Raw genomic sequence first — 14,219 nt, forward strand, 5'->3', positions numbered from 1 at the left:
GGGGCAGACTCAGGAGCAGACGTCTTTGACATAGGAGGTGTACGCGTCCCGGATGGCGGAGGGGTCGAGATCGAGGTGTTCCAGGATGGTGTAGCGACCTGGACGGGTCTGCGGAGCATAGTGCACGGCCGCGACGAACTCCGCGTCGGTGAAGCCGATCTGGTCGGCTGTCACCGGCAGGCCGTGGCGGCGCAGCGCCTGCACCATCTGACCTGCGACGGGGAGGTCCCCGCGCAGGTAGGTGGCGAAGGCCGCGCCGAGGCCGCACTGCTCGCCGTGCTGGGCCTTGCGCGTGGGGTGGAGGATGTCGAGCGCGTGGTTGATCTCGTGGCAGGCGCCGCTCGCGGGCCGGCTGCTGCCGGCCACGTTCATGGAGATGCCGGTGAGCACCAGCGCCTCGGCCAGCGCGACCAGGAAGTCGTTGTCGGCGATCGTTCCGGGGTGCCGCAGGATCGTCTCGCCGGAGGTGCGCGCCATCGCGGCGGCCAGGCCGTCGACCGTCTCACCCGTCTCGCGCTGGGACAGCTCCCAGTCCGCGATGCAGGAGATGTTCGAGATGGCGTCGCCGATGCCGGCGGCGACGTAGCGGGCCGGGGCCTGCCGGATGACGTCGAGGTCGACGATCATGCCGATCGGGCTGGGCACGCCGTAGGAGCCGCGTCCGGCGTCGTTGTCCAGGGTGGAGACCGGCGAGCAGAGACCGTCGTGGGCGAGGTTGGTCGCGACCGCGACGACCGGCAGGCCGACCCGGGCAGCGGCGTACTTCGCCACGTCGATGATCTTGCCGCCACCCAGTCCGACGAGCGCGTCGTAGTGGCCGCCGCGCATCTGGTCGGCGAGGGTGACGGCCGCGTCGAGGGTGCCGTCGGCCACCGTGAACCAGACGGCGTCCGGCAGCTGCGGCGCCAGCCGCTCGCGCATCGCCGCCCCGGATCCGCCGCTGACCGCGACGGCGATCCGGCCGGAGGAGGCGATGCCGGGGTTGGCCAGCACCTCGCCGAGGCGGTCGAGCGCGCCGGAGCGGATGTCCACCACCAGCGGCGAGGGGACCAGTCGGGTCAGTACCGGCACGCGATCTCCCGGCCCTTGGCGAGGTCGTCGTGGTTGTCCACCTCGACCCAGGACACCTCGCCGATCGGCTGGACGTCGATCCGCAGGCCGCGGTCGATCATCTCCTGGTAGCCGTCCTCGTAGTAGAGCTGCGGGTCGCGCTCGTAGGTGGCCTGCAGGGCGGAGGCGAGGTCGTCGGCGGCGGAGGGGTTGATCAGCGTGACGCCGATGTACTCGCCGGTGGCGTCGGCGGGGTCCATCAGCTTGGTGATCCGTCGGGCGCCCTTGTCGGGGTCGACGGTGACCTTCATCTCCTCGTCGGCCAGCTTCTTGACCGTGTCCAGCGCCAGCAGCACGCCGGGCTCGCGGCCGGCCGCGGCCAGGCGGGCGTTCGCCTCCAGCAGGGTGCGCTCGACGGAGGAGGGGTGGATGGTGTCGCTGTTGGCGAGGATGACGCCCTCGCGGAACAGCTCCCGCGCGCACCAGACGGTGTAGGCGTTGTTCCACCGCTCGGCCTTGGGGTTCTCGATCAGGTGGAGCGTGACGCCGTGGCGCTGCTCGAGAGCGGTCTTCCGCTCCCGGATCGCGTCGGCGCAGTAGCCCACGATGATCGCCACGTCGCGCATCTCGACCTCTGCGAAGTTGCGCAGGGTGATGTCGAGGATGGTGCGGTCGTCGTCCAGCGGCACCAGTGCCTTGGGCAGGGTGTCGGTGTAGGGACGAAGGCGGCTGCCCGCGCCTGCGGCCGGAACAAGGCCGATCATGTGAAATCTCCAGTGCTTGCCAGTACTCGGTGTCCTGCGCGTCTGCGGGAGCCGCCCCCACCCCGCATGCAGATCATCATTGCGGACCGTGACGCCGCGGGACAAGCCGCGGCCCGTCGGGAGGCCTTTTGGGGCAGACTGTACCCGGCCAGACATGGCGCGACCGACGTGAAAGGTGATCCATGACCGCCACCACCGTGACGACGACGACCGAGATTCTGCTCGAGCTGGTCGACGAGCAGGGCCGGACGATCGGCACGGCCGAGAAGCTCTCCGCGCACCAGGCCCCCGGCCGGCTGCACCGGGCCTTCTCCGTGTTCCTCTTCGACGCGCAGGGCCGGATGCTGCTCCAGCAGCGGGCGCTCGGCAAGTACCACTCCCCCGGCGTTTGGTCCAACACCTGCTGCGGACACCCCTACCCGGACGAGCCCCCCTTCGTCGCGGCGGCCCGCCGCACCGCGGAGGAGCTGGGCGCCGCCCCGGTCCGCCTGGAGCAGGCCGGCACGGTCACCTACGACCTCCCCGACCAGGCCTCCGGGCTGGTGGAGAAGGAGTACAACCACCTCTTCGTCGGGATCGCGGCGGCCGAGTTCACCCCGGACCCGGACGAGGTGGCGGCCACCTCCTTCGTCACCCCCGGGGAACTGGCCGCGCTGCGCGCGGACAAGGCGTTCTCGGTCTGGTTCCAGACCGTCCTGGACGCGGCGCTCCCGACCATCCGCACGACCTTCCCCACCGCGGGCTGGTAACCGGCCCCTGGCCCTTGCCGGGTCCCGGCCGTCGTGGACGGCCGGGACCCGGGTCGGCCCGAGGCGTCGTTCTTCCCGCGGCCGCCGCCGCAGTCGCAGGCGCAGGGGTCGCCCTGGGCGTGGGCCCGCCCAGAGACCCCGCCGAGATCAAGGCTCGTCGTCGGGTAGCCGGGCCTGCCGCCACCCGCCGGCACCGGAAGCAGCAGCGCGTAGAACCGTACGGCCGTGAACGCCGTCGGCTCGGGCAGTCCGAGCGCCGCCATCGCCGCCGACGCGGCCGCGTGGCGCTCGCCGTTGACCCGGACCTCGGCCTCCATCGCGCCGGGGCGGCCGCCGTAGAAGACCTTGACGCCGTTGAAGTAGGGCGATTCCAGGTCGGCGGTGAACGTGTCCGCGATCCGGTGCAGCACGTTCGCCTCCACCAGGGCGCTCTGAAGCCGCCGGTTCTCGGCGACGTCGACGCCGAGACCGACCGCGCCCGACACGATGGCGTCGAAACCGGGCACGCCGCGCTGGTGGCGCGGGCCCGCGTGGTCCGCGAAGCGCTCACGGCGATCGAGGAGTTCCAGCAGGCATGCGCCCGCTGTCTGCACCCACGTCCTCGCGGCGTCGCGTGGATCGGCGGACATCGACACCACACAGTCCACGAAGCACGGCACGTCGGGCTGGACAGCGACATCCGGCATCGCGACCAGGTCGTAGTGATGCCCACCCCCGTGGTGCGGCGGGGCCACGCCCACGGCCCACCCCTGAGGACTGCTCAACGAGTTGCCCCTGAGCCGGGCGCCCTGCGTGACGCCGGGAGCGAGCTCCTCGAGCCCGCTCCTCACCAGCTCGAGGAACTCCAGATCGGGCAGCCGCTTCGCGGACGGCTCTTCCTTGCGCGTACGACGTCGTATCCAGGACACGCGGGGATCGTACTGAGCCGGGCCCACCGTTGCGCAGGTCAGGGGGTCTGCGGCAGCTCACGGAGGCGGCGGATCGGGCTGGTGAGGAGGATCGCCGGGCTGGCGACGGCGATCAGAGCCATGATCGCCAGAGCGCCGCGGGTTCCCCACAGGGCGGCGGCGCCTCCCGCCGCCAGCGCGCCGAAGGGGATGGCGCCCCAGGAGATGAAGCGGACCGTCGCCATCACGCGCGGCAGCAGCTCGGCGGGTGTGGCCGTCTGGCGGTGGGTGCGGGTCACGATGCTCAGCACCACCACCGCTCCGGCGAAGCCCGCGTTGCCCAGCACGAAGAGGGCGAGCCCCGCGCCGTGGCCGGCCAGCGGCATCAGCGCCGCGAAGCAGGGGGAGGTCACCGCGGCCCAGCAGACCGCACGGCCGCTGCCGAGGCGGGCCACGATCCGCGGCGTGAGCGCCGCGCCGAGCAGGCTCCCGATGCCCTCGGTGGCGATGAGCACGCCCACCAGAGCGGGCGGCGCGCCGAGGGTGCGGACCAGGAACACCGGCGTGAGCGCCATCAGACCGCCGCACACGAAGTTGACGGCCGTCGCGTCGGCGACGCACGGACCGATGATCGGGTGGCGGGTGACGTAGCGCCAGCCCTCGCGGATCATCTCGCCGACGGCCCGGCGCGGACCCTCCTGCGCGGGGTGCGCCACCTGGGGCAGGGTGCCCATGAGCGCGGCCGAGGCGAGGTAGCTCACCGCGTCGACCACGATCGACGCTGCCGCGCCGAACAGCTGGACCAGCACGCCGCCCAGCGAGGGGCCGCCGAGCTGGGTCGCCGCGCGGGTCCCCGAGGTGAGGCTGTTGCGCGCGGTGAGCTCCTCCTTGCTGACGATGGAGGGCAGGAAGGTCGAGTTGCCGACGTCGAAGACGACCGACGCCAGGCCGACGACCAGCGCCACGGCGACCAGCTGCGGCAGCGTCAGCACTCCCAGCGCGGCGGCCGCCGGGACCGAGGCCACCGCGGCGGCCCGGAGCAGGTCCATCGCCACCTGCGTGCCGCGCAGCGGCAGACGGTGCACCAGGACCCCGGCGGGGAGGCCGATCAGCAGCCAGGCGGCGTAGGCGGCGGCCGTGACCAGGCTGACCTCGAAGGCCGAGGCGTGCAGCGCCAGGACCGCGAGCAGCGGCAGCGCCACCGCGGTCACGGCGTCGCCGACCCCACTGACCGTCGACGCTCCCCAGTAGCGCCAGAACGCCGCCGCGCGGGACCCGGCCGACAAGGGCGCGGCCCCGGCCGGCTTCGGTTCCCGCTCTTCCCGTCCCTGTACCGCCGTCGCCGCCATGCCCCGCCCCGTCCGCCAGTGAGTCTCTTTAGGGAACTCACTATACTCATGGCCCATGCGGTACACAGAGCTCGGGGACCCGGACTGCGCGATCGCGCAGGCGCTGACGGTGGTCGGCGACCCGTGGACGTTGCTGCTCGTCCGTGACGTCGCGGGCGGGACGCACCAGTTCGACGCGCTGCGGGACGGGCTCGGGATCAGCCGCAAGGTGCTGACCGAACGCCTGAAGAGCCTGGTCGCGGACGGGGTGCTGGAGAAGCGCCTGTACAGTCCGCATCCTCCCCGCTACGCCTACCATCTGACGCCGGCCGGACGCGGCCTGCTCCCGGTGCTCGTGGCCCTGCAGGACTGGGGCGGCCGGCACGTGTTGGGCGACGGCACCCTCTCGGCGACCAGCGCGGCCGACTCCGCCGAGACCCGGCGGGTCCACGCCCTGGTCGGACATCGGCTTGCCGAGCTCGAGCTGGCGGGCCGCGGGGGCGAACCGGTCGACCCGGTCTCGGCCGGGCAGGCCTGGACGGTCCTGTACTGCTTCCCCGGGGCCTACGCGCCCGGCAGGCACGACTACCCGCCCGGCTGGGGCCTGATCCCCGGGGCGCGCGGCTGCACCCTGGAGTCGTGCACCTACCGCGACCGGATGGCCGACTTCACGGCGCGCGACGTGCGGGTCCACGGCGTCAGCACCCAGCGGCCCGACCAGCTCGCCGCCTTCGCCGAGCACGAGCGGATCGCCTTCCCGCTGCTGTCCGACGCCGAGCTGCAGCTGGCGGCGGCGCTGCGGCTGCCCACCTTCCGCGCGGGGGGCGCGGACCGGCTCAAGCGGCTCACGCTGGTCCTGGACTCCGCGCGCACGGTGCGCGGCGTGCTCTACCCGCTGGAGGACCCGGCCGGTTCGGTCGACGACGTGCTGGCCCTGGTCAACTCACTCGCCGCCGGGGACGTCAGGGGATGACGGCGAGCACCAGGTAGGCGCCCAGGATGGAGAGGTGGACGCCGCCCTGGAGGGGGGTGGACCGGCCGGGGACGACGGTCAGGGTGCCGACGACCATCGTCAGGGCGAGCAGCACCATGGCGGTCGGGTCGAGGCCGAGGACGAGCGGGCCGCTCATCCAGATCGAGGCGACCGCGACCGCGGGGACGGTCAGGCCGATGCTGGCCATCGCCGAGCCGAGGGCGAGGTTGAGGCTGGTCTGGACCCGGTCGCGGCGGGCGGCGCGGACCGCGGCGATGGTCTCCGGCAGGAGCACCAGCAGGGCGATCACCACGCCCACCACGGAGGAGGGCAGTCCGGCCGCCGCGACGCCCTTCTCGATCGTGGGCGACTCCACCTTGGCCAGGCCGACGACCGCCACCAGGGCGACGGCGAGCAGCCCGAGGCTGGCCATCGCCTGCCTCGTGGTGGGCGGGTCGGCGTGGTCGTCTCCGTCGATGACCTCGCCCGCCCGGCTCAGCGGCAGGAAGTAGTCGCGGTGGCGGACCGTCTGGGTGAGCACGAAGAGGCCGTAGAGCGCGACGGAGGCCACCGCGGCGAAGGCGAGCTGGCCGGCGGCGAAGCGGGGTCCCGGCGTGCTGGTGGTGAAGCGGGGCAGCACCAGGCTGAGCGTGGCCAGCGTCGCGACGGTGGCGAGCGCGGCGCCGGTCCCCTCGCTGTTGTAGACGGCGACGCGGTGCCGCAGCGCGCCGACGAGCAGGCAGACGCCCATGATGCCGTTGCAGGTGATCATCACGGCGGCGAAGACGGTGTCCCTGGCGAGGGTGGCGTTCTTGTCGCTCGCGTCCGCCATGAGCGTGAGGATCAGGGCGACCTCGATCGCGGTGACGGCGACGGCGAGCACGAGCGAGCCGAACGGCTCGCCGACCTTGTGGGCGATCACCTCGGCGTGGTGGACGGCGGCGAGCACCGCTGCCGCGAGGAAGCAGGCCACCACCGCCACCAGGATCCAGGGCAGCGCCCGACCCCAGGTCGCGAGCAGGGCGAGCAGGGCGAGCACCGGAGCATAAACGGTCCATTGCAGGGCGTTCCGGCGCAAACGATCACTCATGGCCACGAGCTTGCCACAGCGGGTCCGTCGCATCCGGCAGGGCGACACCGGGTCGCCCGGCGGAGTCGGCAGCGCAACTCAACAGGAAAACTCAACAGGTAAACTTGCTATCAGAAGCGCAGATCCTTAGGTTGGAACCATGCCACTGATCGACTCCGGGCCCGAGGCCGCCGAACCGGCCCCGGCGTCCGACCCCACCGGCGCGGACCGCGTCGATCACGCCGACGAGAGCGTGCCAGGCGACACCGCCGCCCTCGCGTCGGAGCTGCACACCGTGCTCGGGCTGCTGGTCCGGCGCACCCGCGCGGCCTCGGGCGAGAGCGAGCTGACCCCCTCCCAGCGCTCCGTCGCGGCCCGGCTGCTCAGGGACGGCCCCACCACGACCGCCGACCTGGCCCGGGCGGAGCTGGTGCGCCCGCAGTCGATGCGGATGACCGTCTCCGCCCTGGAGGAGCGCGGGCTGATCCGGCGCACCCCGCACCCGACCGACGGCCGCCAGGTGCTGGTGGAGCTGTCGGAGGCGGGCCGGGTCACGATCACCGGCATACTCCGGGCCAAGCAGGACTGGCTGACCGAGGCGCTGGACGGCGCCCTGGACGCGGACCAGCGGGCGGTGCTCGCCGCCGCGCTGCCGGTCCTGCGCACACTCGCGGGCGCGGAGGCATGACCGCCCCGGCAGGCGTGGTCTCCGGCCGCCTCGGGCAGACGGACGGACGCAGGCCGTTCGCGGCGTCGATGATGTCTCCGCTGCTGCTCGGCGTGGCCCTCAACCCGGTCAACACCACGATGATCGCGACCACGCTCGTCGCGATAGGCGGCGCGTTCGGCGTGGGCGCGGCGCAGACGGCGTGGCTGGTCGCCGTCCTCTACCTGGCCAGTGCCGTGGGCCAGCCGACCATGGGCCGCCTGGCGGACCTCGTCGGTCCGCGGAAGGTGTTCCTGACCGGCCTCTGCGTGGTCGTGGTGGCGGGCGCCGTCGGCGCGTTCGCCCCGGCCTTCGGCTGGCTGATCGCCTCGCGCGTGCTGCTCGGCGTCGGCACCTCGGCGGCCTATCCGGCGGCGATGGCCATGCTGCGCGCCGAGACCCGGCGCACCGGCGTCGAGGCGCCGCGCCCGGTCCTCGGCCGCCTCTCCCTCGCCTCGCTGGCCAGCGCCGCCGTCGGCCCGGTGCTCGGCGGCGCGCTCGCGGCGACGCTGGGCTGGCGGGCGGTGTTCGCGGTCAACATCCCGGTGGCCCTGGTGGCGCTGCTGCTCGCGCTGCGCTGGGTGCCGGCCGACGAACCGCGCCCGGCTCGGGGCGCCTCGGCTCGCGGCGCCTCGGCTCCGACGGACGGGCTGCGTTCGCAGATCGACCCGCCGGGTCTGGTCCTGTTCGCGGCGACGATCGCCACGACGATGCTCTTCCTGATGCGGCTCACCCACCCGCAGTTGCTGCTGCTCGCGCTCGCCCTGCTGCTGGGCGCGGCGCTGGTGCGCTGGGAGCTGCGGGCCGCCCACCCCTTCCTGGACCTGCGCCTGCTCGGCCGTAACCCGGGGCTCACCCGAAGTTTCGTCCGCAGCGGGCTCACCTACCTGGTGCTGTACTGCATGCTCTACGGCTTCTCGCAGTGGCTGGAGCAGGCCCACGGCTTCAACGCCTTCCACGCCGGCCTGATCGCCCTGCCGATGTCCGGCACCGCCGCCGTCTTCGCGCTGCTCGGCGCGCGCACCAGGACGCTGCGGGCGCCGTTGGTGGCACTGACCGGACTGCTGCTGGCCGGCTCGGTCCTGCTGCTGGTCATCGGCGACGGCTCGCCGGTCGCCCTGCTGGTCCTGGCCAGCGCGCTCTTCGGCGTAGGCCAGGGACTGGCGTCCAGTTGCAACCAGGCCGCCGTCTACGCGCAGGCCCCCGCCGACGTCATCGGTTCGGCGGCCGGGCTGCAGCGCACCTCGATCTATCTGGGCGCGATCCTCTCCTCCTCCGTCATCGCCATGCTCTACGGCAGCCGCGCGACGCAGGCGGGGCTGCACGGCGTCGCCCTGGTGATGTGCGCGCTCAGCGCGGTCCTGATTCTCTTCACCGCGCTCGACCGCGCGCTGCGCCCGCGCCCCTGATCTTCCGCTCCCTTTCCCACTCCCTCTCGCTGAAGCACGAAAGGCTCCCGATGAACGCCACCGTCCTCGACCCGAACAGCGCGCTGATCCTGATCGACCTGCAGAAGGGCATCTCCGCGTTCGCCGCGGAGCACGGCGGCGCCGAGGTGATCGCCAACTCCGAGCGCCTCGCCTCCGCGTTCCGCGCCCGCGGACTGCCGGTGGTGCTGGTCAACGTCACCGGCGGCGCGCTCGGCCGCACCTCGATGCCGCGCCCGCAGGGCGAGCGCCCGGCCGACTGGGCCGAGCTGGTGATCCCGGCCCAGTCCGGCGACATCACCGTCACCAAGCAGACCTGGGGCGCGTTCCACAACACCGCGCTCGACGCGGAACTGCGCGGGCGCGGAGTGACGCAGGTCGTCGTGGCGGGCATCGCGACCAGCATGGGCGTCGAGTCCACCGCCCGTGCCGCGCACGAGCACGGCTACCACGTCACCGTCGCCTCCGACGCGGTGACCGACCCCGACCGCGTCTCCCACGAGCACAGCCTGACCCGCGTCTTCCCCAAGCTGGGCGAGACCGGCACGACCGACGAACTCATCAAGCTCCTGGGCTGACCCCGGTAGGCGCCCCGCCAGGGGCGCGAGGAACTGCGCGGGCGGCCACGGCCCTGTGGCGGGGCGATCAGCGCCGGCCCCAGGTCCTCACGCCCCATTGCCGACGCTGTCCGAGCCACCGGCGAAGCCGCCCCTCAGGGGCGCGAGGAACGGCGCGGGCAACCGTCGACCCACCCGGGCCGACCCGCCCGCGGCCGGCCTCTCGCGCCCCCGCTCGTCGCCTCAGCCCCGTCCCAGGTACGGCATGCCCGTCGCCATGATGGTCATGAACGGCACGTTCACCTCGAGCGGCAGCGAGGCGATGTGCACCACCGTCGAGGCCACGTGCGCGGCGTCCATCACCGGCTCGACGGCGATGCGGCCGTCCGCCTGCAGGATGCCCTGCGTCATCCGCTCCGTCATCTCCGTGGCGGCGTTGCCGATGTCGATCTGGCCGACCGCGATCCGGTGCGCGCGGCCCTCCAGGCCGAGCGACTTGGTCAAGCCGGTCATGGCGTGCTTGGTCGCCGAGTAGGCGACGCTGTTCGGGCGCGGCACGTGCGCGGAGATCGAGCCGTTGTTGATGATGCGGCCGCCGCCCGGCTGCTGGTCGCGCATCAGCGCGAAGGCGGCCTGGGCGACCAGGAAGGCGCCGGTCAGATTGACGTCCACGACGGAGCGCCACGCCGCGGCCGGCAGCTCCGCGGCGGGAGCGGGCGTGCCGAACGCGCCCGCGTTGTTGAAGAGCAGGTCCAGGCGCCCGTAGCGGGCCCGGAGCGCGCCGAAGAGGTCGGTCACCGCCTTCTCGTCGGTCACGTCGGCCGGGACCACCCACGCCTCGGCGATCTCGGCCGCGGTCTCCTTGAGCGCGTCCTCGCGGCGGCCGGTGAGCACGACGGTCCAGCCCGCTCGGCCGAGCGCCCGCGCGGTGATCCGGCCGATGCCCGATCCCGCTCCCGTCACCAGCGCGATCCGCCCCGGCGTTGCTTCCGTCTCCTGCGACTGCCACTGCGACATGCGTCTCCTCCCGTTGATCACAACTTACCGCGCGGCGGCTTCCGCGGCTTCGTGACCTTCGCGTGGCGGGGCGACGGCCGAGACCGTAGGCTGTGCGGGCCTCGAACGGTGATGCGTCATCAGTCGCCGTCACCACCCCCGCACCGGGAGCCACCGCCGCCATGCCGCTCGCGTCCCACGGCCGCCACGCCAAGCCCCGCACCCCCGTCCTGCGGTCCGCGGCGGCGACCGCCGCGCTCGGCACGGCCGCGGCCGCGGTCTCGGTGCTCGGCTCGGGCACCGCGCAGGCGGCGCCGGCGGGCCACTCGAACGTCGCGATGCTCGGCTCGACCGGTCCGGCCTTCCACGCGCCGACGCGGGTCGGATCGGCGCAGCAGGTCATCACCGTGCAGTCGAACGGCAGCTACGCCACCGTCACCGCCTGGCAGATCGGCGCCACCGGCTGGCAGCAGGTCGTCTCGACGACCGCGGGCAGGGTCGGCGCGAACGGGGTCACCAACGGTCTGACCCGGACTCAGGGCACCAACACCACCCCGACGGGCACCTTCACCATCACCCAGGGCTTCGGCGTCGCCCCGAACCCGGGCACCCGGATGCCGTACCACCAGGTGACCGCACACGACTGGTGGGTGGAGGATCCGACGTCGGCCTACTACAACCAGATGCGCACCGACACCCAGGGCGGCTTCCACCTGACCGAGGCCGGGGACGACGGCAGCGAGCACCTGATCAACTACCCGACGCAGTACCACAACGCGCTGGTGATCAACTTCAATATGGATCCCGCCGTGCAGGGCCGGGGCGCGGGCATCTTCCTGCACGACCTCAGCTCCTCCGCCGGACCGACGGCCGGCTGCGTGGCCGTGCCGGCGAGCGTGCTCACCAAGATCATGACCTGGATCGACCCCGCCGCGCACCCCGTCATCGTGATCAGCTGACGCTCACGCGGCCCGGCTCACAGGCCCGGTCAACGGCCGGGCTCACCGGCCGGGCGCCGCCGTCGGCGGCGCGTCCAGGACGCGGAAGCGGATGCCGGCCGCGACCAGACGGTCGATCAGCGCCGTGCCGCAGGCCGCCGCCGTGGTGAGCTGGCCGGCGGTCTCGGGAAGCTCGTCGTGGGCGAGGCAGAGCGCGGTCTCGACCAGCATCTTCGCGGTCTCGCCGTAGCCGGGGTCGCCGCCCGAGACCTCGGTGTGGATCCTCACTCCGCCGCTCTCGCCGACGAACCTGACGGTGAACCAGCTCTTGGCCCTGGTCGCCGCGTCGGGTCCCGCGCCGGAGGGACGCAGCCTGGTGATCCCCCGGCGCACCGGCGGCACCTGCGCGCCCAGCGCGACGCCGACCACGCCGAGCAGCCCGCCCACCATGATCGGCAACCGCTTGACGGCGGCGTAGTGGCCGTAGCTGAAGTCGGGGCCGTACTCCGGCAGCGCGGCCGCCGAGCGCAGCACGACCTGCGGGTCGATCGTGGGCATCGGCACGACCCAGGCGTGCGCGTCCTTCGACCAGCGCGGACCGGACATCCGCCCGCCGACCTTCCGTCCGGCGGGACGCTCCTCGACCGCGCGCCGGGCACTGGCGGCCCGGCCCATCTGCCGGGGACGGGAGAACGCGAGCAGCGCCGAGGCCAGGGTCCCGCCGGAGATCGTCCCGCCCGCGCGCACGAAGCCCTGGACGGCGACCGGCCCGTCCAGCTTCCCCTGACGCCTGGCCAACTCCGTGACGGTGTACAGCGCCCCCAGGTCGTGCGGCACCGAGTCGAAGCCGCAGGCGTGCAGCATCCTCGCGCCGCTGGCGACCGCGGTGGCGTGGTGCCGGGCGTACATCAGGTCGACGAACTCGGGCTCCCCGGTGAGGTCGACGTAGTCCGTCCCGGCCGCCGCGCACGCGGCGACCAGCGGCTCCCCGTGCTCCAGATACGGCCCCACGGTCGTCACCACGACCCGCGCCGACCCGGCCACCTCTCCGAGCGCCTTCGCGTCCGCACTGTCGGCCACCAGCAGCGGCAGCTCGGGCAGCCCCAACCGCTCCCGCAGCGCCTCCAGCTTGACCCTGCTCCGCCCGGCGACGGCCCACCGGCACCCCTGCGGCGCGTTCCGCGCAAGATACTCGGCGGCCAGCCCCCCGGTGAACCCGGTGGCCCCGAACAGGACGATGTCGTACGCACGCTCAGCCTGACGCTCCATGCGGCGCACTCTAGCGCTACTGGACGGTAGCCGGGCAGGTCCGCGTCAGACCGGCCGGGTCCGCGGGCGCCCCCAGCGCAGGGTGAGGGGCAGGAGGGCGAAGCCGATCGCCGCCGCCAGGAGGTGGCCGAGGGTGGTGAAGTCCGGTAGCGGACCGGTCATTTCGAGGCCGCCCAGCGGCCAGCACAGGACGAGGAGGGCCCAGGGCGGTCGGGCGCGGCGGGGCAGGAGGGAGGTGCCGGCCGCCATCACGGTCTGGGCACCGTAGCTGATGCCGTAGTCGAGGCTGTGGCGCACGCTCGCGGGATACCAGCCCTGCCGCACGGCGAGGACGATGACGGCGGCGGTGAGCAGGGTCGCCCCGACGTGGCCGGCGAGGAAGACGGCGAAGGCGCGCAGGCTCCCCCAGCGGCGCTCGGCCCAGGCGAGGAAGCAGCAGACGCCGATGCCGAGGGTGATGAAGGTGGCGGCGAAGGAGCGGGACGTCAGGTCGGTGAGCGTGCCGTCGAAGAAGAGGGCGCTGCCGAGCAGCGCGCGGACCGGGTGGTCGGCGAGGTTGTCGGTGTTGGTGCTGACGTAGCGCAGCACGGCGGCGGCGCGGGCGGGCGGGAGGCCGTAGAGGATCCAGGCGTGGGTGAGCAGCAGCACGCAGACGTAGCCGAGGGTGAACGGCGAGCGACGCAGCAGCGCCCACAGTGCGAGCGGCGGCGCGGGCTCGCGGGAAGCCGTCACCGCGTCCCGTCCGCGAGGGCGAGTCGGGCCTCCAGGCCGTCCAGGATCGCGCGCAGGCCGAAGGCGAAGCTGTCGTCGGGAGCCTCGGCGTAGCCCGTCGCCGCCGCGGTCTCCAGGCGGGCGCGCAGGCGCGGGAACCGGGAGGCGACCTCGGTGGCGCGGGCCATGCCCTCGGCGAGCGAGCCGCCCTCGGGCTCGCCCTCCAGGCCGCGTTCCAGCGAGGCCGCGGCCGCCGGGCCGAGCGCGTTGCCGAGCACGTAGGTGAAGACGGCGGCGGCGGCCCGGTCGGCCTCCTGGCCGACGAAGCCGGCGGCCTCGTGGACGGCGAGGCTGCGGTCGTCGTAGCCGGCCTTGCCGGGCCCGAACATCAGGTAGGCGCCGAAGGCCTGCACCAGCCAGGGGTGTCGCACCAGGGTCGCGTGCAGGTCGGCGGCCATCGCGGTGGCCGCCGCGCGCCAGGGGACGGCCTCGGGGTCGGGCAGCGGGATCGCGCTCCACACCTGGTCGCCCGCGAGGGAGATGAGGTCGGCCTTGCTGCCCACGTGCCAGTAGACCGCGGTCGCCGCGGAGCCGAGGCGCTTGCCGAGCGCCCGCATGTTCAGGCCCTCGAGACCCTCCTCGTCCAGGAGCCGCACGGCGGCGTCGACGATCTGTTCGCGGGTCAGCGTGGAGCGGGGCATGCGGTCACTGTAGTGCGCGGATCAAGACTTTCACAATGTTCAAGAAAGGGACTTGCACAGTGTTCAAGTCCACGGCTACGGTCTGCTTGAACAC

14 protein-coding genes and 1 pseudogene are annotated in these 14,219 nt (G+C 73.3%); 6 read left to right on the top strand and 9 right to left on the bottom strand.

Annotated elements, in window-relative coordinates:
- Positions 1-9: 9 nt before the first annotated feature.
- Positions 10-1,071 (bottom strand): iron-containing alcohol dehydrogenase family protein, encoded by a 1,062-nt coding sequence (locus BS83_RS25635; protein ID WP_037605901.1) that lies wholly within the window; start codon positions 1,069-1,071, stop codon positions 10-12.
- The gene (locus tag BS83_RS25640; protein ID WP_037605902.1) at positions 1,059-1,814 is read right to left on the bottom strand and encodes a phosphocholine cytidylyltransferase family protein; all 756 of its coding nucleotides are present in this window, start codon (positions 1,812-1,814) and stop codon (positions 1,059-1,061) included. Before BS83_RS25640 ends, BS83_RS25635 begins: the two co-directional genes overlap by 13 nt.
- A 182-nt stretch (positions 1,815-1,996) precedes the next feature.
- Here BS83_RS25640 and idi point away from each other — a divergent pair, with 182 nt between their 5' ends.
- On the top strand, positions 1,997-2,563 hold the full coding sequence (gene idi / locus BS83_RS25645) for an isopentenyl-diphosphate Delta-isomerase (RefSeq protein ID WP_037605903.1): 567 nt from the start codon (positions 1,997-1,999) through the stop codon (positions 2,561-2,563).
- 209 nt (positions 2,564-2,772) lie between these two features.
- Here idi and BS83_RS47790 read toward each other — a convergent pair.
- Positions 2,773-3,498 (bottom strand): annotated as a pseudogene (locus tag BS83_RS47790) (DUF6348 family protein); the annotation flags it as partial.
- Positions 3,499-3,509: 11 nt separating this feature from the next.
- On the bottom strand, positions 3,510-4,799 hold the full coding sequence (locus BS83_RS25650) for an MFS transporter (RefSeq protein WP_037605904.1): 1,290 nt from the start codon (positions 4,797-4,799) through the stop codon (positions 3,510-3,512).
- A gap of 55 nt (positions 4,800-4,854) precedes the next feature.
- On the opposite strand from BS83_RS25650, the gene BS83_RS25655 reads away from it, so the two are divergent.
- Positions 4,855-5,751 (top strand): winged helix-turn-helix transcriptional regulator, encoded by an 897-nt coding sequence (locus tag BS83_RS25655; protein ID WP_037605906.1) that lies wholly within the window; start codon positions 4,855-4,857, stop codon positions 5,749-5,751.
- Here BS83_RS25655 and BS83_RS25660 read toward each other — a convergent pair.
- The gene (locus tag BS83_RS25660) at positions 5,741-6,841 is read right to left on the bottom strand and encodes a calcium:proton antiporter (RefSeq protein ID WP_037605907.1); all 1,101 of its coding nucleotides are present in this window, start codon (positions 6,839-6,841) and stop codon (positions 5,741-5,743) included. The two genes, BS83_RS25655 and BS83_RS25660, sit on opposite strands and share 11 nt — an antisense overlap.
- Positions 6,842-6,980: 139 nt before the next feature.
- Here BS83_RS25660 and BS83_RS25665 point away from each other — a divergent pair, with 139 nt between their 5' ends.
- From BS83_RS25665 to BS83_RS25675, 3 genes are read left to right on the top strand one after another with little or no spacing between them, the layout of a single operon-like run.
- Positions 6,981-7,508, top strand: coding sequence for a MarR family winged helix-turn-helix transcriptional regulator (locus tag BS83_RS25665; RefSeq protein ID WP_084714058.1), 528 nt, complete (start codon positions 6,981-6,983; stop codon positions 7,506-7,508).
- Positions 7,505-8,935, top strand: coding sequence for an MFS transporter (locus tag BS83_RS25670; RefSeq protein WP_037605909.1), 1,431 nt, complete (start codon positions 7,505-7,507; stop codon positions 8,933-8,935). The genes BS83_RS25665 and BS83_RS25670 overlap by 4 nt, the downstream gene beginning before the upstream one ends.
- Positions 8,936-8,985: 50 nt before the next feature.
- The gene (locus BS83_RS25675; RefSeq protein WP_037605910.1) at positions 8,986-9,531 is read left to right on the top strand and encodes an isochorismatase family protein; all 546 of its coding nucleotides are present in this window, start codon (positions 8,986-8,988) and stop codon (positions 9,529-9,531) included.
- Positions 9,532-9,753: 222 nt separating this feature from the next.
- Here BS83_RS25675 and BS83_RS25680 read toward each other — a convergent pair whose 3' ends face one another.
- Positions 9,754-10,527, bottom strand: a complete 774-nt coding sequence (locus tag BS83_RS25680; RefSeq protein ID WP_051943932.1) for an SDR family oxidoreductase — start codon at positions 10,525-10,527, stop codon at positions 9,754-9,756.
- Positions 10,528-10,688: 161 nt separating this feature from the next.
- On the opposite strand from BS83_RS25680, the gene BS83_RS25685 reads away from it, so the two are divergent.
- Positions 10,689-11,465, top strand: a complete 777-nt coding sequence (locus tag BS83_RS25685; RefSeq protein WP_051943935.1) for a L,D-transpeptidase family protein — start codon at positions 10,689-10,691, stop codon at positions 11,463-11,465.
- 42 nt (positions 11,466-11,507) lie between these two features.
- On the opposite strand, the gene BS83_RS25690 is transcribed toward BS83_RS25685, so the two are convergent.
- Genes BS83_RS25690 through BS83_RS25700 form a run of 3 tightly spaced genes read right to left on the bottom strand, consistent with a single transcriptional unit; the run spans position 11,508 to position 14,125 of the window.
- On the bottom strand, positions 11,508-12,713 hold the full coding sequence (locus BS83_RS25690) for a saccharopine dehydrogenase family protein (RefSeq protein ID WP_037605912.1): 1,206 nt from the start codon (positions 12,711-12,713) through the stop codon (positions 11,508-11,510).
- Positions 12,714-12,758: 45 nt separating this feature from the next.
- Positions 12,759-13,445, bottom strand: a complete 687-nt coding sequence (locus BS83_RS42160; RefSeq protein ID WP_051943937.1) for a rhomboid-like protein — start codon at positions 13,443-13,445, stop codon at positions 12,759-12,761.
- Positions 13,442-14,125, bottom strand: a complete 684-nt coding sequence (locus BS83_RS25700; protein WP_037605914.1) for a TetR/AcrR family transcriptional regulator — start codon at positions 14,123-14,125, stop codon at positions 13,442-13,444. The genes BS83_RS42160 and BS83_RS25700 overlap by 4 nt, the downstream gene beginning before the upstream one ends.
- Between the last annotated feature and the right edge of the window lie 94 nt (positions 14,126-14,219).

This window comes from Streptacidiphilus rugosus AM-16 (assembly GCF_000744655.1).
Classification (GTDB): Bacteria; Actinomycetota; Actinomycetes; order Streptomycetales; family Streptomycetaceae; genus Streptacidiphilus; species Streptacidiphilus rugosus.